Source organism: Butyrivibrio sp. INlla16, assembly GCF_900104155.1.
Lineage (GTDB): Bacteria > Bacillota > Clostridia > Lachnospirales > Lachnospiraceae > Butyrivibrio.
In genome coordinates, this window is sequence record NZ_FMYB01000011.1 from 60,167 (window position 1) to 81,628 (window position 21,462).

At 40.2% G+C, this 21,462-nt stretch carries 16 protein-coding genes and 1 pseudogene; 1 reads left to right on the forward strand and 16 read right to left on the reverse strand.

Annotation, left to right across the window (positions count from 1 at the left end):
• Window positions 1-22: 22 nt before the first annotated feature.
• From BLR42_RS07350 to BLR42_RS07395, 10 genes are all read right to left on the reverse strand, one after another.
• The gene (locus BLR42_RS07350; protein ID WP_022760029.1) at window positions 23-1,192 is read right to left on the reverse strand and encodes a phosphoglycerate dehydrogenase; all 1,170 of its coding nucleotides are present in this window, start codon (window positions 1,190-1,192) and stop codon (window positions 23-25) included.
• A 26-nt stretch (window positions 1,193-1,218) separates the two neighbouring features.
• Window positions 1,219-2,301 (reverse strand): 3-phosphoserine/phosphohydroxythreonine transaminase, encoded by a 1,083-nt coding sequence (gene serC, locus BLR42_RS07355; RefSeq protein ID WP_091867869.1) that lies wholly within the window; start codon window positions 2,299-2,301, stop codon window positions 1,219-1,221.
• A 279-nt stretch (window positions 2,302-2,580) separates the two neighbouring features.
• Window positions 2,581-4,077, reverse strand: a complete 1,497-nt coding sequence (locus BLR42_RS07360; RefSeq protein WP_091867871.1) for a L,D-transpeptidase — start codon at window positions 4,075-4,077, stop codon at window positions 2,581-2,583.
• Window positions 4,078-4,095: 18 nt separating this feature from the next.
• Entirely contained in the window at window positions 4,096-5,781 is a 1,686-nt protein-coding gene (ilvB, locus tag BLR42_RS07365) for a biosynthetic-type acetolactate synthase large subunit (RefSeq protein ID WP_091867873.1), read from the reverse strand.
• Between the two features lie 16 nt (window positions 5,782-5,797).
• On the reverse strand, window positions 5,798-7,462 hold the full coding sequence (gene ilvD / locus BLR42_RS07370; RefSeq protein WP_091867875.1) for a dihydroxy-acid dehydratase: 1,665 nt from the start codon (window positions 7,460-7,462) through the stop codon (window positions 5,798-5,800).
• 9 nt (window positions 7,463-7,471) lie between these two features.
• Window positions 7,472-9,112, reverse strand: coding sequence for a glycosyltransferase family 39 protein (locus tag BLR42_RS07375; RefSeq protein WP_091867878.1), 1,641 nt, complete (start codon window positions 9,110-9,112; stop codon window positions 7,472-7,474).
• Window positions 9,093-10,193 (reverse strand): 3-isopropylmalate dehydrogenase, encoded by a 1,101-nt coding sequence (gene leuB, locus BLR42_RS07380; protein ID WP_091867880.1) that lies wholly within the window; start codon window positions 10,191-10,193, stop codon window positions 9,093-9,095. Before leuB ends, BLR42_RS07375 begins: the two co-directional genes overlap by 20 nt.
• Window positions 10,194-10,287: 94 nt before the next feature.
• Window positions 10,288-10,653, reverse strand: coding sequence for a preprotein translocase subunit YajC (gene yajC, locus BLR42_RS07385; protein WP_091867882.1), 366 nt, complete (start codon window positions 10,651-10,653; stop codon window positions 10,288-10,290).
• Window positions 10,654-10,738: 85 nt separating this feature from the next.
• The gene (tgt, locus tag BLR42_RS07390; RefSeq protein ID WP_091867884.1) at window positions 10,739-11,920 is read right to left on the reverse strand and encodes a tRNA guanosine(34) transglycosylase Tgt; all 1,182 of its coding nucleotides are present in this window, start codon (window positions 11,918-11,920) and stop codon (window positions 10,739-10,741) included.
• Between the two features lie 83 nt (window positions 11,921-12,003).
• The gene (locus BLR42_RS07395; RefSeq protein ID WP_170832674.1) at window positions 12,004-12,981 is read right to left on the reverse strand and encodes a M15 family metallopeptidase; all 978 of its coding nucleotides are present in this window, start codon (window positions 12,979-12,981) and stop codon (window positions 12,004-12,006) included.
• Between the two features lie 307 nt (window positions 12,982-13,288).
• Between BLR42_RS07395 and aroC the strand changes: the two genes are divergently transcribed.
• Window positions 13,289-14,389 carry a chorismate synthase gene (gene aroC, locus BLR42_RS07400; RefSeq protein ID WP_091867888.1) on the forward strand — a complete coding sequence of 367 codons (1,101 nt, stop codon included), beginning with the start codon at window positions 13,289-13,291 and terminating at the stop codon, window positions 14,387-14,389.
• Window positions 14,390-14,438: 49 nt separating this feature from the next.
• Here the strand turns inward: aroC and BLR42_RS07405 are convergent, their stop codons facing one another.
• From BLR42_RS07405 to BLR42_RS07425, 6 genes and pseudogenes are all read right to left on the reverse strand, one after another.
• Window positions 14,439-15,533 carry a lactonase family protein gene (locus BLR42_RS07405; RefSeq protein WP_091867890.1) on the reverse strand — a complete coding sequence of 365 codons (1,095 nt, stop codon included), beginning with the start codon at window positions 15,531-15,533 and terminating at the stop codon, window positions 14,439-14,441.
• Window positions 15,534-15,578: 45 nt separating this feature from the next.
• Window positions 15,579-16,661 (reverse strand): class II aldolase/adducin family protein, encoded by a 1,083-nt coding sequence (locus tag BLR42_RS07410; RefSeq protein WP_091867892.1) that lies wholly within the window; start codon window positions 16,659-16,661, stop codon window positions 15,579-15,581.
• Window positions 16,662-16,681: 20 nt separating this feature from the next.
• Window positions 16,682-17,953 (reverse strand): glutamate-5-semialdehyde dehydrogenase, encoded by a 1,272-nt coding sequence (locus BLR42_RS07415; RefSeq protein WP_091867894.1) that lies wholly within the window; start codon window positions 17,951-17,953, stop codon window positions 16,682-16,684.
• A complete protein-coding gene (locus BLR42_RS24060; RefSeq protein WP_334292769.1) occupies window positions 17,950-18,585 on the reverse strand; it encodes a 5-formyltetrahydrofolate cyclo-ligase in 636 nt (211 codons plus the stop codon). The genes BLR42_RS07415 and BLR42_RS24060 overlap by 4 nt, the downstream gene beginning before the upstream one ends.
• Window positions 18,562-20,232: pseudogene (locus tag BLR42_RS07420) on the reverse strand (NAD(P)/FAD-dependent oxidoreductase); the annotation flags it as partial. The pseudogene BLR42_RS07420 and the gene BLR42_RS24060, both read right to left, overlap by 24 nt.
• Window positions 20,229-21,461, reverse strand: coding sequence for an aminoacetone oxidase family FAD-binding enzyme (locus BLR42_RS07425; protein WP_139165123.1), 1,233 nt, complete (start codon window positions 21,459-21,461; stop codon window positions 20,229-20,231). The gene BLR42_RS07425 and the pseudogene BLR42_RS07420, both read right to left, overlap by 4 nt.
• Window position 21,462: the final 1 nt, after the last annotated feature.

The following is a 21,462-nucleotide window of genomic DNA, read 5'->3' on the forward strand; positions in this document are numbered from 1 at the left end:
TAAAGGTCCTTTCGATTATGTTTCAGACATCTTTTCTGACAACACGAACTCTGATAACGCCTTCGATATTCTTGAGTTTATCAGTAATTTCATCAGAAATGGTGCTCTCTACATCGATGATGGTATAAGCGTAATCACCACGGGATTTATTGGTCATATTTGAAATATTGAATCCATCATTACCAAGAACCTGTGTAAATTTACCGATCATACCTGCAACATTCTTATGAATGATTGCAAATCTGGGACTTGTGCAGATACCCTGCTCACAGCGAGGCATATTTACTGAATTTACAATGTTACCGTTCTCTAGGTAATCTTTCATCTGAAGAACAGCTTTCACTGCGCAGTTATCCTCTGATTCCTCTGTTGAAGCGCCAAGGTGAGGAATAACAATACAGCCATCATGACCTGCGGTAACAGTATTCGGGAAGTCAGTAACATACTTTCTGATTTTTCCTGAATTGATTCCTGAAAGAACATCTGTCTCGTTGCAAAGAATATCTCTTGCGAGGTTGATGAGGATAACACCCTTCTTCATCTTAGCTATAGCTTCGGCGTTAACCATGCCTTTTGTATTTTCAAGTGCAGGAACATGAATTGTTATAATATCGCACTTTGAATAAATATCATCGACGTTAGTAACATGCTTAACATCAGAGGAAAGGCTCCATGCAGCATCAACAGAAAGATACGGATCATAACCATAAACATCCATACCTAAATTTCTGGCAGCATTTGCCACTCTTACACCAATAGCTCCGAGGCCTATAATTCCGAGCTTCTTACCGGCAATCTCAGTACCTGCAAACTTTTTCTTTGTCTTCTCTGTAAGTTTTGCTATTTCAGGGTCACCCGCATTTGCACTTACCCACTGAACTCCACCGATGATATCACGGGAAGCGATGAGCATAGCTGCAATTACCATTTCCTTTACACCGTTAGCATTTGCTCCGGGTGTATTGAATACAACAATGCCTTCCTCAGCGCAGCGATCTACGGGAATATTGTTGACTCCGGCACCTGCTCTTGCGATAGCAAGGAGATTCTCGGAAAACTCCATCTCGTTCATATTGGCACTTCTTACAAGTACACCATCTGCATCATCGATATTATCTACTACTTCATACTGATCTGTGAAATTGTTTAATCCAACCTTTGCAATAGGATTAAGGCACTTATATTTAAACATTTTATTCTCCTTTATCTATGATCCGATCAACCATTATTTTTCTCAAATGCTTCCATGAAGTCTACTAGCTTCTGTACGCCTTCCTTTGGCATAGCATTGTAGATACTTGCGCGCATTCCGCCTACGCTTCTGTGTCCCTTAAGACTTACAAGGCCGTTAGCTGTAGCCTCTGCGATGAATTTTGCATTGAGATCATCAGAATCTGTAACGAAAGGAACATTCATAAGTGATCTGTCTTCAGGCCTTACAGTACCCTTGAACATCTTGCTGTTATCAAGGAAATCATAGAGAATTGCAGCCTTCTCCTCATTTCTCTTCTTCATCTCTACAAGGCCGCCCTGAGACTTAAGCCACTTGAATACCAGTCCGCACATATAAATTGCCCAGCAGTTGGGAGTATTGTAAAGAGAACCGTTGTCTGCCTGTGTCTTCCACTTAAGCATCGTAGGAACGAAATCAGGAACATCATCTCTAATGAGGTCTTCTCTGATAATACTAATTACAAGACCGGCAGGACCTACATTCTTTTGAACACCGCCATAGATAACCCCGTAATCATTTACATTTACAGGCTCAGAAAGGAAGCATGAAGATACATCCGAAACAAGGATATGTCCCTTAGTATTGGGAAGCTTCTTAAACTTTGTGCCGTAAATTGTGTTATTTTCACAGATATATACATAATCTGCATCTTCTGGAATATCCAGATCGGAGCAATCCGGAATGTATGAGAAAGTCTTGTCTGCACTTGATGCAACCTCTACAGCATCGCCGTACTTTTTAGCCTCAGCAAGGGCCTTCTTAGCCCACTGACCAGTAACAATATATGCCGCCTTTTTGTTCTGCATAAGGTTCATCGGAACAGCTGCAAACTGCTGGCTAGCACCTCCCTGGAGGAATAAAACCTTATAGTTGTCCGGAATATTCATAAGATCTCTGATATCCTGTTCAGCTGTCTGAATAACCTGATCAAACGTTTTTGATCTGTGACTCATCTCATTGATGGACATACCGCAACCGTTATAATCAAGCATTTCTGCCGCTGCCTGCTTCAAAACCTCTTCCGGAAGTACTGCCGGACCTGCACTAAAATTGTAAACTCGTGACACTGTTTCTTTCCTCCTGTTTTTTCCAAAAATACAAAAATTTTTTTCACACTTTTACACTTTACTTTTTCAAAGTGTTAATACTATTCTATATAGAAATATTTTTTTGTCAACTATATATTCAATAATTAATGTTATTTAATAATTCTAAAATAAAAAATGATGTCACACGGACATCATTTTTATCTCTTAAAAACAAATCTTCTATTAAACTGATAAGCAATAAAAAAGCGGAATATCTTCGCTGCTTCTTTGCGAATTATTATAAGCTTTAATTCTTTATCAATAATATAAAAGGACCGGCACACCAACATCTACGAGCTCATAAAGTCTTTCCATGAGATCCAGAGGAGAATTGATACATCCGTGTGAGCCTGAATGTTTATATATCTCACCGCCGAATTCGCTTCTCCAGGTAGCATCATGAATTCCAATTCCTTTATTAACTCCAAGCCAATAATTCACGTAGGACGCATAATCCACTCCGCGAAGAATCGTATGATATCTTTTATTATATATATGAAAAAGCCCTACCGGGGTACCACGCCCAAGCGCAGTATTACCGGTAACTATATCATATTGAATGGTTAGTTTTCCGTTCTTATAATATCTTAATCTCTGATTGCCCATATCAACTAGAATATATTCATCCCCGAGCTCTTTTGCATCTATTGCAAAGGATTTGTTCGGAAATGTTATTTCGGTTTCAGCAGGCCCCATGCCCTCCACAGAGTTTACAAAATCCTCGAATTCCTGCTTTTCATCATAAAGTTTTCCGTTCTTGTTACCACTTACATAAATAGTACTTTTCTGGCCTTTCTGGTATCTTTCTATACAATTGTTGGTGTCATATTTCCTTAGCCCCTCGCAAACAAAATCATAGATTTTTGAGCAGCTAAGAAGAAGATTTCCTTCCTTATCGGTTATGAATTCCTCTTCTACCTTGTAGTCCTCATCCGGGAATTCAATCATCTTATCGCCGGCAAGGAAGAATCCTTTTCCGGGATTTTCCTCATCAAAATCTTCGTCCCGGGCCTCTTCAAGTTCATCAATTTTAACAATCCAGTCCGCTAAATCGGATGAATCTGCCTTCATCAAATTTTCGCCGATTTTGATTGAAGCTTTAATATTCTGAACGCTCTCGATCTTATCATAAAGTGCCTTTAATTCTTTATCATTTTCGGTTATTGTTCTTACATCGTACAACTCTTTATTACTACTAAGATCCAATTCATAGACTTTATTGTAAAATCCCTCTTTTACACTTTCGTAGAACTTGTCGAAATTAGGTGTCTTCTGATCACACACTTCAAGATAGAAACCTTCATCATTGCTTTTTAATTCGTAAGAATCCGATCTTTCCACATCAAAAATAGCCCAGGTAGACAATAAGTCCATAAGTTTATTCTCATCAAACGTCGGATTTCCCGGTATTTTTTTACTTCTGGAAGTTAACAGATTGATTCCCCACGCAAAAGGATTCTGGTCATCTAGCATTTTTTTGAGTTCATCGTAATAATCAACCTTGAAATCAATTGCATTTGCATCAATAAAGAATTTCTCACCCTCAGCGGAAGATATAATCATTCCGCTGTAGTATGAGTTATTTATAAGATCGGTATTGGCTTCTTCCGCTGTTTTTCCGGTGCAATAAATATTATTTATCCATGTTCCGTATGCGTAGGTGTCATTATAGTAGAACCCAAGCATCAGATAGACCGCTATCAGCGATAACACGGAAAAAGCCAATAATGTGTATAAGATTCCCCGCTTATTCATACCTTACCCTGAACAGAATTATGCTCTGTCCTTATCCTCTAAGTCTTTCTCATCAAAAGCTTCACTGATAGAACCGCCAGGTGAAACCATAGGAAATACCTTCTCATCAGGGTCAACCGCTATATCGATGAGAACAGGTCCCTTCGCTGCAAGAGCTTTTTTAAGAGCAGCTTCAACTTCATCCTTCTTCTTTACTCTTATAGCCATGCACCCAAGGCCTTCTGCAACCTTACAGTAATCAACCTTATCTGTAAGAACAGTATTTGAATAATGCTGATTGTAATAAAGATTCTGCCATTGTCTTACCATACCAAGAACCTGATTGTTTATAACAACTTCTATTACATGAATATCATATCTGCTTGCTGTCGCAAGTTCGTTCATATTCATTCGAAAACATCCGTCACCGGCTATATTAACAACAGTCTTGTCAGGCATTCCGACCTTAGCACCTATAGCCGCTCCCAGTCCGTAACCCATAGTTCCAAGGCCGCCTGAGGTAAGGAAGGTTCTCGGATGCTTAAACTTGTAAAACTGGGCAGTCCACATCTGGTGCTGACCTACATCGGTTGAAACGATTGCTTCACCATCAGTAAGTTTATCAAGAGTTTCTATAACATAAGGACATGTAAGTCCCTTCTTGTCATAACGAAGAGGAAACTGCTTTTCGTACTCTTTTATATGCGATATCCATTCAGCATGATTTTGCTGAGTAAGCTTATCATTAATTTTACTGAGTACCTCTTTTAAATCACCAACGATGGAGAAGTCTGTCCTGATGTTCTTGTTTATTTCTGCAGCATCAATATCAATCTGAAGTATCTTAGCCTTTTTGGCGAAGGTCTTTGCATTACCGATTACTCTGTCAGAGAATCTTGCTCCCAGGGTAATGAGGAGATCACATTCACTTACACCAAAATTTGAGGTTTTGGTCCCATGCATACCTATCATACCCGTATAAAGGCTATTATGTCCGCTAAAAGCACCTTTTCCCATAAGGGTATCACATACCGGTGCCTGAATCCTTTCAGCCAGAGTAAGAAGCTCTTTATCAGCTCCGGAGATAACCGCACCGCCGCCCACATATATAAAAGGCTTCTTGGCGTGCTCAATCATCTTTACAGCCGTTTTAATATCATCTTCGGTATATTTAAGAGGTTTTTCTTTATGAACAGGCTTTTGGGGCTTATAATCGCATTTATTTGCGGTTACATCCTTTGTAATGTCCACAATAACAGGGCCGGGTCTGCCGCTTCTTGCGATATCAAAAGCCTTTCTTATGGTTTCTGCAAGCTTTTTAACATCTTTTACAATATATCCGTGCTTTGTTATGGGCATTGTAATCCCGGTAATATCAACCTCCTGGAAAGTATCCTTTCCAAGCAGCGGAAGATTTACATTACAGGTAATAGCAACCATTGGAACAGAATCCATGTAAGCGGTAGCAATACCGGTAACAAGATTTGTTGAACCGGGGCCACTGGTTGCAAGACAAACACCGACTTTTCCCGTTGACCTTGCATAACCGTCGGCAGCATGTGATGCTCCCTGCTCATGAGAAGTCAGAATATGTTTTATCTTATCCTGCTGTTTGTAAAGCTCATCATATACATTAAGAATTGTTCCGCCCGGATAGCCGAAAACAGTATCTACTCCCTGTTCCTTAAGGCATTCCAGGACAATTTGTGCTCCCGTAAGCTGCATTATACTTATGCTCCTTTTACTTTATTTCTAAGATAGCGCCTCTGTTACCACTGGTAACCATCTTTTCATAGCGTGAAAGATATCCTGTTGTTACCTTGGGCTGTCTCGGCTTCCACTGTGCCTTTCTCTTTGCAAGTTCCTCATCGGATATTTTAACATCGAGCTTATTATTATTAATATCAATGGAAATAATATCGCCTTCCTGAACAAGCGCTATAGGTCCTCCGACAGCTGCCTCCGGTGAAACATGTCCAATGGAAGCGCCTCTGCTTGCTCCTGAGAATCTTCCATCTGTTATAAGGGCAACGGAAGAGCCAAGTCCCATACCTGCAATTGCGGATGTAGGATTAAGCATTTCTCTCATTCCGGGGCCACCCTTAGGTCCTTCATATCTGATAACAACTACATCTCCAGCTACAATCTTACCACCAAGAATAGCAGCAATTGCATCTTCTTCGCAGTCAAATACTCTTGCAGGTCCTTCATGAGCCATCATCTCCGGAACTACAGCAGATCTCTTTACGATACCGGTATCAGGCGCAAGATTTCCTTTAAGGACTGCTATTCCACCATTTGGCATATAGGGATTCTCAATAGGTCTGATAACCTCCGGATCAAGATTTCTTACATTGGCAATATTTTCTCCTACAGTCTTTCCTGTGCAGGTAATAAGATCGGTGTGAAGAAGGTTCTTCTTGTTAAGCTCAGCCATAACAGCATAAATACCGCCTGCCTCGTTAAGATCCTCCATATATGTAGGACCTGCAGGTGCAAGGTGACAAAGATTGGGAGTGCGATCTGAAATCTCGTTCGCCATCTCCATATCAATATCAATTCCTGCTTCATGCGCAATTGCGGGAATATGAAGCATGGTGTTCGTAGAGCATCCAAGAGCCATATCCATAGCAAGTGCATTTTCAAAAGCTTCCTTGGTCATAATATCTCTTGGACGGATATTGTTTTTAACAAGCTCCATTATCTGGTAGCCTGCCTTCTTAGCAAGTCTGATACGTGCCGAATATACAGCAGGAATTGTTCCATTACCACGAAGCCCCATTCCGATTGCTTCGGTAAGACAATTCATGGAGTTTGCGGTGTACATTCCTGAACAAGATCCGCAGGTAGGGCAAACCTTTTCTTCAAATTCGGAAAGCTCGTCTTCTGTCATATTACCGGCAGAATAGGTTCCGACTGCCTCGAACATGGAACTTAAGGATCTCTTTTTTCCTCCTACCCTTCCTGCCATCATCGGTCCGCCGGAACAGAAAATAGTAGGTATATTCACTCTTGCAGCAGCCATAAGAAGTCCGGGAACGTTCTTGTCACAGTTGGGTATCATTACCATACCATCAAAAGCGTGTGCCATAGCAAGGCACTCGGTGCTGTCCGCAACAAGATCTCTTGTAACAAGTGAGTATTTCATTCCGATATGTCCCATTGCAATACCGTCACATACTGCTATTGCAGGTACAATAACAGGCATTCCGCCGGCTTCCGCAACGCCAAGCTTTACCGCCTGGGCAATTCGGTCAAGTTCCATATGTCCGGGAATAATATCACTCTGAGAACTGACAATACCGATAAGAGGCTTTTTCCTCTCCTCAGCAGTAAAACCAAGTGCATTAAACAGACTTCTGTGAGGTGCCTGTTGAAGTCCTTCCATTACGCGATCACTGTTCATAATAACCTCCTATCTTTTGTAAAGAACAAAGTCTTCATTTTCATAAAAAATAAAATAATTGGCATTTATATAGTCCCAGGGTAAAGATTCATAATTCGCATAAAACTTCCAGCTATCCTCCCCAGTATACCCTTCTGTCATCATATCTCTGTCAACAAGAATATAATCACAGTCTGTAACATCTGAATTTTCACATTCAATATTCCAACCAAACTTAAGCAAGTATTGCTGATCACAATCAAGGACGCAGATATTCTTTTTTTGAGACGGATGAGCTATATACAAAGCATTATAACAATTCGTCTCACGAATGCCATATTGGCTGTGATATTCCGGTTTCAGCATAAGAACCACGCAGAAAACTATCATAGCTATTACCGGCACCCATTTGATCATAGCTCTTAGAGACCCGGCATTCTCGTTTTTTCTTAAAAAATATCTCAGCATTGTGCTCTGATGTTCAAGTACAAACGCATATGCAATTGCAGTAAGAACACCCACATAGGAAAACACCCTGTAATAAGGGAGTTTAGCCTGAATGATCAGTATAATGGGATAGCCCATTATATTAAAAATCATCAAAAGATTAAATATAGTTCTGCTGTTTTCAAAATGTCTGACACACTCGGCAATCAGTATTATCAGTGCACATATTGAAATCAAAAGAGTCACTATGCCGAATCCCGGAAACATAAGTCCGCTTAAGGATTTAGTCCAGCTGGCAAAACTGGTGAAGTATCCGGTTCTGCTCACACTCTGAATATATGGCTGAGAAAGCATATAATTAAGGCCTTCCCGCACCGTAGCAAAAGGATGTGACAATATAAGCTTAGTATGAGACATCCCAAAGAATTGCCCCGCTTCATCCTTTACCAGAAGATTTGAACCGACAGCAAGCCATATTATCAGGTACAGACAAAATACAATTACAGCTGAAATAAGGCCTGTAATAATACAGTTTTTCAGTCTTTTAAAGTATCTTGTCTTCCATATAGAATCACGATAATCATAAGTCCTGTATCCATTTACCAAAAGAAATATTCCGGCAGCAAGGCAGGATGGTATCACCCAGTAAATACTACTCGGTAATGTATATAAACCAAGTATTAATGCAAAACCAAAGACAATGTAATCGGGAAGTTTAAATTCCTCCGATCTGCATATAATCGTAAGTTGTCGCAGAGTAATCAAAAAGCATGTACAGGCCAGAGTATACCCTCTCCCCTGTATTGACAGGTCATTAACCAGCATGCAGGAAAAGAAAAGAAGCATTGCGCCATACGCATAGCAATCTTCCAAAAACCTTCTGCTCAGTCTGTATACAAGATACGGATTAAAAACAGCGCAAAGAAATGATATTCCCCTCAGCCCTATATATGAGTTGCCAAATGTATTGAGCAGTGATGACAGAACAGAATATCCAACATGATTGTTGGGAAGTGGCCAGTGGATAGCGGAATATACCGGCCCTCTGCTTATAAAATAATAATATGTATAGAGCTCATCATACCAGGGGGTTAGATAAGTGGCCCTCCAAATATAGTAAAAAGCCATTGCTATTATAGAGAGAACCACAACCATATCTATCGGTTCCTGGGGCAGATAATCGTATAAAGTTTTATCTTCAGGTTCAGTTGATTCTCGAAGCAATTATATCTCCCATCTTCCTGCATCCGCACTTTTTATCTTCACTTATATTTTCGCCGGCGCGAATAAGATCAGAAGTACGATAGCCCTCTTCAAGAGCTTTTTTTACAGCATTTTCGATGCTGTCCGCTTCTTTCTCAAGTTTAAATGTATATCTAAGCATCATGGCAGCTGAAAGAATGGTTGCAATAGGATTTGCAATATCCATTCCGGCAATATCAGGTGCACTTCCATGACTTGGCTCATATAATCCAAAGCTCGTCTCATTAAGTGAAGCACTTGGTAACATTCCTATGGATCCGGTAACCATGCTGGCTTCATCAGAAAGAATATCTCCAAACATATTCTCTGTAAGTACAACATCAAATTGAGAAGGATCCTTAACCAGCTGCATAGCACAGTTGTCTACAAGCATATGTGAGAGTTCCACTTCCGGATAATCCTTCGCAACCTCCTCGACAACCTTTCTCCAAAGCCTCGAGGAATCAAGAACATTAGCCTTATCAACACTGATTACCTTTTTGGAGCGCAGCATCGCAACATCAAAGGCTTTAATAGCTATTCTTCTAATCTCGCTCTCAGTGTAAACGAGAGTATCGGTTGCAACCATCTCACCATCTACTTCCTTTGTGTATCTTTCACCAAAATACAGTCCGCCAGTAAGTTCGCGCATTATTAAAAGATCAAAGCCTTTTTCAGAAGTCTCTGATTTAAGAGGACATGCATCCTTTAACTCTGGATACAAGAAAGCAGGTCTTAAATTTGCAAAAAGATTCAAGGATTTACGAAGCCTAAGAAGTCCGGCTTCAGGTCTGAGAGATGGCTCAAGCTTATACCAGGGTGAAGTGGAAGTATTTCCACCGATTGAACCCATGAGAACAGCATCAGCCTGTTTACAAGTTTCGATAGTTTCATCTGTAAGTGGTGATCCGTATGCATCAATCGATGCTCCGCCCATCAGAACGTCCGTAAAAACAAACTCATGTCCATAAGCTTCAGCGACTTTATTAAGTACTTTCTTGGCTTCTGCTACGATTTCCGGACCGATTCCGTCACCAGGAATACATGTTATCCCCATTTTCATAATCATTTCTCCCCATATTATAATGATAGCCGGCAAAAATTTTTGTTCCGCCGGCTGCCACTTTATAATGCAGACTTAAAAACAAGTCTTCTTTTTACTTGGATTTTTCTTCTTTTGAATTATCCTTTACAGCATCCTCAGGCTTTTCAACCTCTACAATAGCATCTTTAACCATGGGAATGCGGCAATTCTTGTTGTTACCAAACTCAACGATAACTGTTGATGACTCATCATCAATATCGATAACAGTTCCGATAAATCCTCCTGTAGTACGTACGCTGTCTCCTACAGCGAGCTGTGAAAGGAGCTGTGCTTTCTGCTTCTGTTCCTTTCTCTGAGGACGGTACATAATAAAATACAGAACCGCAAAAATAGCAACATAAACAAGTATGATCAACATACCGCCGGCTCCGCCTGCTGCACCGGTACTTTCGAGAGCCATAGTGTTAACAAAACTCATATCAACCTCCAAATATCCTTTTTACTAGCTTTGTAAGCATATGAATAATCTTACAATTAATACCACTTTAAAACAAGTATACTTTTTAACCCTTTTTCCAACCTTTTGCTATATCATACCTTTCTATTGGTTCATCCTTATCGAATTCCTTCATGGCATCAAGGGTTTCTTCTTTAAACTTTTTATATCTTCCCTCATCAAGGGCACTTCTGATATCCTCCATAAGATGATTATAGAAATACAGATTATGAAGAACACACAGTCTCATTCCCAGCATCTCGCCGGATTTAAGAAGGTGTCTTATATAACTTCTTGAATATCTTCTGCAGGCAGGACAATTACATCCCTCTTCAATCGGTCTGTCATCCAATTCATATTGAGCATTAAGAAGATTAATATGGCCTCTCTTTGTGTAAAGATGTCCATGTCTTCCGTTTCGACTGGGATAAACACAGTCAAAGAAATCAATTCCTCTGTCAACTGCCTCCAGGATATTGGCCGGAGTACCGACTCCCATAAGATATGTAGGCTTATTCTTAGGTAAATGATCTGTTACAATATCAAGAACATGGTACATCTCCTCATGCGTCTCACCTACCGCAAGGCCACCTACAGCATAACCATCGAGCTCCATCTCTGAGATTCTCTTAGCATGTTCAATTCTGAGGTCATCAAATATGGCACCCTGATTTATTCCGAACAAAAGCTGATCCTTATTTATTGTATCCGGAAGAGAATTAAGTCTCTTCATCTCATTCTGACAACGCTTAAGCCATCTGGTGGTTCTGTCCACGGAAAACTTTACATAGTCATGATCAGCACGTGCTGAGGGACACTCATCAAACGCCATCGCAATAGTAGAAGCTATATGTGACTGTATCCTCATACTCTCTTCCGGTCCCATAAAAAGCTTATGTCCGTCAATATGCGATCTGAAGTATACTCCCTCTTCCTTAATTCTTCTGTTCTCAGAAAGAGAAAAAACCTGAAATCCTCCTGAATCGGTCAAGATAGGCTTATTGCAGCTCATAAATTTATGCAGTCCACCCATCTTATAGATAACATCATCACCCGGACGCAGATGAAGATGATAGGTGTTGGACAAAACTACCTGTGTATCAATCTGCTCAAGATCTTCTGTGGATACTGCTCCTTTAATGGCAGCAACGGTCGCAACGTTCATAAAAACCGGCGTTTCGATTTTGCCGTGAACTGTTTCGAAGCTGGCTCTCTTAGCCATTCCTTCCTGTTTTAAAATCTTATACATTCATTACCCTTCCGCTTCATGAAATAACATCTTTTTATATAAAAATGGAAGCTGTTGCATTATATTGCAACAGCCCCAAAAAATCAATCATACAAATACATATCCCAAAATTCTTCCAGACAAAGGTCCTGCTCATGCATTATCGTAGCAGCATCGACACCAACATATCTGAAATGCCATGGCTCGTATTCGATACCTGTAATGTTTTCCTTGCCTTTAAGATATCTTACGATAAAGCCATACTTATAACTGTTATCCGCAAGCCATTTACCTGCAGCAGTATCGCCAAATCCTTCATCCAGACTGTAGTAAGTCCCACAAACAATGTCAAATGCAAGCCCTATCTGGTGCTCAGAGGCTCCGGGTACGGTAACTGCCTGCGATGTTACATTATAAGCATCCTTGTATGAAAGCCCTGCCTCAAGGTAATTATTTATTTTCCTGGAAAACAGCCCCTCCTGACGATCATTGTCTCTGAAAGGAGAACAAATTGCCAGGTTTATTCCTGTATTTGCAGCATCTTTAATCATCGCCATAAGGGGTGAAATAACCCTCTTATCACAATGCATTGATTCATTTATATCACCAAAGGGGAATTCGTAACCCTCCGGTATAGGATGCTGTTTATTTACAAGAATCAATTTCCAGTCTGTTTTGTCAAACGATACTTCCGAAGAATCCTCTGTCTCTTTAAAATCATCCTCAGAATCATCTAAATCATCTATCTGATTAGCAAGTACAAATCCCTGTGCAAGCTCCTGATCCTCGGAGAGTCCGTTATCCTCTTCCTCAATGATCTTATCCTTATCAACAGGCGTATTCGAAGCAAGCTCTGCTTCTGATTCTGAAGAAACAGCCTCGAGTGAATCCAAAGTATAATACTCTTTCTGCTCCGCCTCTTTATCAAAATCCGAAATAAAGCTGACGTTAAGACTAATTGCATCCGGATAAGTAAAACTACTGCTGGCGATAAAGAAAAACAAAATGCTTGCAAGGCATGTATACCTTTTAACATTGTGGCAAAAATGAAGCCCAATGTTATAAAAAAGTAATACTACCATCGCGTAAAACATCCCAAAAAATTTTAATTTCTTGTGCTTTCGGTTAAACGAGCGAACCTGTTCCATTAACTTATCCCGGAACGTCGGTCCCATCTGTAAACTATTTGCACGCATTACATACCAACCTCATAAAAAAATATTCATTTCTATTTTAGCACTTTTGCATAATATTTAAACAAAAAGTTAAGAATATTTTAAGAAATACCACATTTTCATCATAAAATCAAGGTTTTTTGTTTGTTTTGTTTCAAAATATGTGTAAAATAAAGAAAAATAATTTCAAAAAAAGAGAAGAAGGACATAATTTATGAGCGGATCTACATTCGGTAAAAACATTTCAATGACAACCTGGGGGGAATCTCACGGAGCCGCACTGGGTGTCGTTTTAGACGGTTTTCCTGCCGGTCTTGAACTTTCCGAAAGCGATATACAGTCATTTCTTGACAGAAGGAAGCCCGGATCTTCGAAAGTCACTACCCCAAGAAAAGAAAATGATTCAGTAAAAATCCTTTCAGGAATATTTGAAGGAAAAACCACCGGAACACCGATTTCTTTGATGGTTGAGAATACATCACAGATATCTGCGGATTATTCCGAGATTGCCGGATACTACAGACCGGGTCACGCAGATTATGGTTTTGATAAAAAATATGGTTTCAGAGACTACAGAGGTGGCGGCAGAAGTTCGGGACGTGAAACTATCGGCCGTGTTGCTGCAGGGGCAATATGTCATAAGCTACTTTCGCAGTTGGGAATAGATGTATATGCTTATACCAGATCCATCGGTAATGTTGCTATCGATGATTCTAAATTCGACCGAGCTCAAATTTTAAATTCCATAACAGCTATGCCTGATGCCGAAGCTGATAAAAAAGCGACCGATCTTATTGTTAACTGTCGGGAAAAAGGTGATTCCGTAGGCGGAGTAATTGAATGCAAAATCACAGGGATGCCGGCCGGTATCGGTGAGCCCGTCTTTGATAAGCTTGATGCTCTCCTTTCTCAGGCTGTTATGAGCATAGGCGCTGTAAAAGCTGTCGAAATCGGAGATGGTGTACTTGTATCCTCAGCTTTCGGTTCCGGTAATAATGATGTCTTTTGCATGAATGGGGATAAGGTCTCAAAAAAAACTAACCATTCCGGCGGAATACTTGGCGGAATGAGCGATGGGACAGATATTCTCCTCCGTGCACATATAAAACCCACACCCAGTATTTCTTCTACTCAGCAAACTATAAATAAAGAAAATGAAGAAATAGAAATTAATATAAAAGGTCGCCATGACCCTGTTATTGTCCCCCGTGCGGTTGTAGTGGTTGAATGCATGTGTGCCTTTACCATCCTGGATCTTCTCATGTCCAACATGCACTCAAGAGTTTCCTACCTGACCGACTTTTACACGCGCTAAAAAACAGCCGGTATACTATGTATACCGGCTGCTTTTGGATTACAAATAATTAATTATCCCTAACCTTTACTCTCTCCCCAAGTTTATGGAAAACAATACAGTTGGGACGGTCAACTTTCATTTCGGGACCGTTCATAACAAGTGTATTCTTATCAAAATTTATATTGAAGAAAGTCATTGTACTTGATTCCTGATTAAGTGATACCAAATGCTTGTTATCAGGGAACAGACATGCATCCTTTGGATACTCTCCGGAAATAGGAAGTTCGATCTTCTTTGTTAATAGACCGGTTTCCTTATCAACCTTATAAACAATTACATTGTTTTCGCCCGCAACAGAGCTTACAAGATAATTGTAATCATCGGAGAATTTAAGAGCACTGCTGGCAACACCGATTGTATCCTGTTCTTCCGAATTCTGTACTGACTGAATCTCTTCAAAGGAAGGAAGTCCCTTCTCCTCTGTGTACTGATAAACATTGATGCTGCACTGCTGCTCAAATACGACGTAAAGGAATTTACCATCCTGTGAAAACTGCATATGTCTGGGTGATGATTCCTGATCGCAGTGAATAACATCGATATCGGAAATCTTACCGTTTTCAGTATCGAATCTGTATACATTGACACGGTCCATACCAAGATCAGCAGCAAGAAGATATTTATTATCCTTGGTCACTTTTATGCATTGAACATGTGGTGTATGGTTTCTACCTGCTATTGTGCCAAGCCCCTTATGGAATTTCTCATCGGTAATCTTCCCGATACTTCCATCTTCCTTAAGCTCCAGAATAGTAACCTTACCATCATGGTATCCTGCGCATACAAGAAACTTATCATGCTGATCCATATTGATATAACAGCCACGCATACCATTAATTGATGCCTTGTTGAGAATTGTAAGGCTACCGTCATCCTCAATGTGATAAGCCTCAACACCGGCATCTGTAATCGAATATAGTGTCTCTCTGCTGTGTGACAGAACAATGTAAGAAGAATTGGTGATTTTTACCTTCTCCTTCTCTGTCAATCTTCCGTTCTTCATATCTACATCATAGATACGAATACCGTAGTTTTCCTTAGAACCTGAAGTATAACTCGCAACGTAAGCTACGTACGAATCTTTTTTTGTTTCCTTCGCCATAACCTGTCACCTCATAAATTTTTTTGTATATAAATATAATACATGCTATTTTACTGAATTTGCAAGAATACTATAATTCTTTATATAGTTTCTGTTCATCTTTTTACAGTCGAATAAAGATATAAATCTTCCCTCTCCGAATCTTGTTGCACTAATATGAGCAAGGCATCCTTTATCAAGCACAAGAGCCGCAGATTTCGCGTTTTCTTCGGTATCTCCGAGACAATAAGCTCCGTCATTATATGCAAAAACGGCATTAATATTTTTCTTAACCACAAGGGGAGCACCCTCTGCAGTCGGAATTCGGACACTTATTCCAATTATCTGAGCGAAGTCATCAAGAAGGGGTCTCATGTGATTTACTCTTCTTGATATTGTCATAACAGCTTCGGACTTGTTATGGAAAACGTAGTGTACATCAGGCCTTTTGGAATATATTGTCTGATGAATCAGTTTAATTCTCTCAGGAGTATCATTCCTTAGGTAAACTATTTTACCGTCTTCCAGTTTACTGCTAAATCCTTCAATTATTTCATTTGGAATTTCAGTTTTACATATACTGTATATATATTTTTTTGATGCCATTTCAAGCTTTATTGCTTCATTGACAGCGTCTCTGGCGTTATGTCCGAAACATACGGCGCCGTGATTAGCCATTATAATGCTTCTGGTTTCATTATTTTTGATTGCTGCATCCTTAACGTTATCCGCCAGAGTTTTAGTTCCGGGAAGTGCATATTCGGCAACAGGAAAAACAATTTTGCGTTCCTTATGTTCTGCCTTAAGCCTCTTTTTCCCAAGAGCCCCGACACAGGTTGCATATACCTGATGCGTATGAACAATAAATTCCGCATCATTCCTTGAACTGTATATTGCAGTATGTACCAGATATTCACTTGAGGGTTTGTATTCTCCTTCATAAGAACCATCCTCAATTGAAACAACAGGCAGCATCTGCGGTTCCAAATCCTCATATCTTATACCGCTTGGCGTTATGAGATAATGTTTTTCATCAATCCTGGCGCTTATATTTCCCCAGGTTCTTACAATAAGTCCCTGTTCAAGGAGAGAAAGAGACACATCGATTATCTCTTCTCTCAATCTCTGAATTTCTTCTTTTGTCTTCATCCTGCTTTTTCTTTCTGCTTTTATTCTCTGATCTGGCCATCACCTGTAATGGCGTATTTGTAGGAGGTAAGTTCCTTAAGCCCCATAGGCCCTCTGGCATGGAGCTTTTGTGTACTTATTCCGATTTCGGCGCCAAAGCCAAACTGAAATCCGTCGGTAAACCTTGTTGAAGCATTTACATACACACAAGCCGCATCAACACCGTTCAAAAACAACTCGGCGCTTTCCTTATCTTCAGTAATTATGCTCTCGGAATGACCTGTATTATATTTATTTATATGCTCTATGGCTTCCTTGGTACTCTTAACAGTTTTTACGGATAAAATATAATCAAGATACTCAGTGGCAAAATCTTCCTCAGTAGCTTTTTTAGCTCCAGGCAAAAGCTGAATCGAAGCATCATCAGCTCTGAATTCAACATTATGCTCCTGCATAGCGGCATTCAGCCTCGGCAGCAGGTCATTCTTAATATCCTCGTGAACCACAAGTGATTCGGCCGCATTACAAACACCTATTCTCTGAGTTTTAGCATTTATTATTATCGGAATAGCTTTATCAATATCTGCTGTTTTATCAATGTATATATGACAGTTACCGCTGCCGGTTTCTATCACAGGAATCTTACTGTTCTCACACACCATCTTTATCAGGCCTGCACTTCCTCTCGGAATAACGACATCTATATATTCTCTAAGAGAAAGCATTTCACCCACCGCACTCCTATCAGTAAAAGGAATAAGCTGTATGAAATCAGGATTATAACCTTTTGCTTCAATAGCTTTCCTGATGATATCGGTAATTATCATATTGGAGTTTATCGCATCAGATCCCCCCTTTAAAATAACAGCATTTCCTGCTTTAAAAGTAAGACTGAATGCATCAGCGGTTACATTTGGTCTTGATTCATATATAATACCGATAACACCTAGCGGAACACTTACTTTTTTAATCTTCAGTCCATTCTCGAGTTCCCAGCTGTCTATAATATTACCGATAGGATCAGGAAGCTCGGCTACCTGCCTGATTCCCTCGGCCATATCCTCAATTCTGCTTTCAGTTAGGCGAAGTCTGTCAAGGAGTCCCTGATGCATTCCTTTCTCCTCACCGTTTTTTATATCAATACCATTCGCCTTAAGAATATCTTCGGTACTGTCTGTCAGAGCATTTGCTACGCTTAAAAGCACCTCGTTTTTTTCGCTCTCCGTGAGATTTTGAAGCTCAAATTTCGCACTATGAGCCTTTTGTCCCATTGTCTTTATAGTCTCGCTAATGTTATCTTTTTGGATACTCATATACTTATCTTCTCCTTATCGGTGATTACCATTGATGTCTTGAAATCGAAACTACCCATATATTCTGTAAGATCATCAGATACAAGCTGAAAATTATATCCAATTGCTATAGGTTTCATAGTATCATCACTGATCACATTTTTAAAGCGCATTATATATTTGTCGTAGAATCCGCCTCCGTAGCCTATTCTGTTTCCTTTTCTGTCAAATAATAATCCCGGCAGAATAATAAGTGTCTTGCCTTCATGTCCTTTATACAAAACGGAATCATTGTTTATCTGAGGCTCGTTTATTCCAAATTTCCCGGGTATTAAATCACTAAGGGCTTCTATTCTCACAAATTCCATAGCTCTGCCTTTATTATCTGTTATCACGGGGCAGAAAACATTTTTATTATCACTTAAAGCTCTGCAAATTATGCTATGAGTATCAGCTTCACTCCCCATACTGCAATAAACCAGAATGTTATCCGCATCTGTATACTCTTTTGAATCTATTAGTTTCCTGAATATGCTGCTATCTAGCTCAGCTTTTTCTTTTTCAGAAAGCAAATTACGCTTATCGGACATCTGCTTTCTAAGTTCTGCCTTCGGGCTTCTATAATGAATTGCAATCTGCTCTGCAACTCTTATTCCATCCATAGCAGCAGACGTTATTCCGCCGGCATAGCCTGCACCTTCTCCGCAAGGATAAAGCCCTTTGATTCCCAGTGCTTCAAGATTATCATCCCTATTAATTCTGACAGGAGAAGAAGTCCTTGATTCAACACCCGATAAAATTGCATCATCGGAATCAAAGCCTTTTATCATCTTGCCAAATTGTTCCATGCCTTCAGTAATCGAAACATTGATATTATGCGGTAATATCTCATGTACCGGAGCAAATTTCCATAGACCTTTTATTCTTGGGTGGTTTCTTTCAGATTTATGTTCGAATTTTATATCTTCATTATCTAAAACAGCCTTCTTGAAATCATCGAAATACTCTGCCGGAACCTTTCCCTCTCCGATACTAAATGCCTTCTCTTCAAGTCTTCTTTGAAATTCCATACCGGACAGAACATCACTGCCTCCAAAGTCCTTCGGCTCCACAGTTACTACTATTGCGCTGTTCGCATTATCTCCGTCGCGTCCGGAATAACTCATACCATTAACGCAGAGCCTTTTTTCTTCTGATGAAGCGTTGACAACATATCCCCCCGGGCACATGCAAAATGAATAAACACCTCTTCCATCCGAGCTTCTTGCTGTAACTTTATAAGGAGCAGGTGGTAATGATTCGGGGTTTTCTATCCCATACTGGGATTTATTTATCATGGTCTGCGGATGCTCTACTCTAAGGCCTACCGCAAAGGCTTTGGGCTCCATATTTATGCCCATTTCCTTTAATTCCTCAAAGGTGTCTCTTGCACTGTGGCCGATAGCAAGAACGACAATATCCGATCTAAACTCATTACCGTTATCACACTTAACACCTTTTATTTTCCCATCAGAAACATCAAGTTTTGTGACCTGTGTTTCAAAGTAAAATGTGCCTCCAAGCGCTATTATTTCATTTCTGATATTTTTTATGACTTTTCTTAAAACGTCCGTACCAATATGCGGTTTTGATTCGTAAAGAATATCTTCCTTAGCACCGTATTCATGAAAGACAGAAAGGCATTCAAGTGCAAGTCCCTTCTTATCCTTGACCATAGTATTCAGCTTCCCATCGGAAAAGGTACCGGCACCGCCCTCTCCAAATTGCACATTGCCTTTTGGCATCAGCTTCCCGCCGTTCCAAAAGCTTTCAACGGCATCATGCCTTTTATCAATATCCATGCCCCTCTCTAGTACAATCGGGCAATACCCTGCTTTTGCAAGTTCATACGCACAAAAAAGACCGGCGGGCCCGGATCCGATAATAATCGGTCTTGTGACACCTCCGCTGTACTTTCTCTTGATTTCCTCATCTTCTTTTCTGTTTACAGGGAATTTATATTTCTTTTGAGTAACAACAGATGCAGTTTTGCATCTTGACTTTTTTATCACCTCTTCCTCGGAAAAGGCATTGGAAGATAGCCTCAAATCCACTACATAAACATCGTAGATTTCCGCTTTTTTTCTGGCATCTATTGAATGCTTGCGTATTATTATCTCAGAAATGTTTGAAGGATTGATCTTTAAAAGCTTAGCTGCTTTATTTTTGAGATTGTTTTTTATCGCATCAAAAGGTTCGCTACCTTTCAGGTAAGCTTCGAAGCCATTATTTCTTATTTTTACCGAATTTAATCGTATCATAAGGAGCCTGCAGCCTCCCCTGCAATATATCCGCTGGTCCATGCCCACTGAAGATTATAACCACCGCATCTGCCATCGACATCGCATAGCTCGCCGACAACATAGACTCCCGGACACCTTTTTGACGAAAGAGTGTCAGAGAGATCGCCTAAACTTATACCGCCACGGGTAACCTGAGCTTTTTTATAGTCACCGATACCTGTAATATTGATTCTTATATCCCTATATTTATATAAAATGCATGCCAGCATTGACTCGCCTACGTTTTTAACTTTCATGCCCCTGCTGATTTTCATTCTGCGAAGTACCATTTCATTAATATGAGAATTGCAAAAGCCATCCAGAAGATCGCCAAGCTTTCTTTCCTCCGAAAGGCACATCATCCTATCTACAAGAGCGTCAAATTCGCCATCACTGTATCCGGGAAAGAAATCAATTGAACAGGTAACAGGTCTTCCCTTTGAAAGATGTTCTGCAACTGTCCCAGATGCCTGCATAACAGGAATTCCGGAAATACCTTTTGAGGTTATCTGAACCTCACCGTACTCTTTCGCAATCTCCCCGTCGCCAATCATAAATGTCACACGGGCAAGTGCTCTCACCCCACTTTCCGTGGGAAGTGTCTCATCCTCAGAAAGAAGAGAAACCAGTGCCGGAAACGTATCTTTCTTTGTCATTCCTAGCTGTTCACATATATAGTAGCCATCTCCGGTGGAACCTGTTGACTTCGGACCTGCCAGACCTCCTGTTGAAAGAATTACACTGTCGGCTCCATATTCACCCTTGTCGGTTTTTACAGTAAAAGTACCGTCCTCATTTTTGATAATGCGCTTTACCTGCTCATTATACGTGAAATCTACGCCAAGCCTTACACATTCATTTAAAAGTACAGAAACAACAGAGCCAGCTTGCCCTGATATGGGATAAAGATATCCATCTTCTCCTACTATGACCAGGCCAAGAGAAGAAAAAAACTCAGTTACTCTGTCAACGCCAAACTGCTTAAGCCATTTCTTCATTCTTGTCCTTGAGTTGACATTATAATCATCCGGGGACACCTTGAGATTGGCAAGATTACAGCGACCATTTCCGGTCATGGAAAGTTTCTTCCCACAAACATCTGTTTTTTCTATAATTCTCACTACGGCGCCTTTTCTTGCAGCAGCAATTGCAGCGCACATACCTGAGGCACCGCCTCCCGCAATTACAACTTGATTTCTTGATGACACT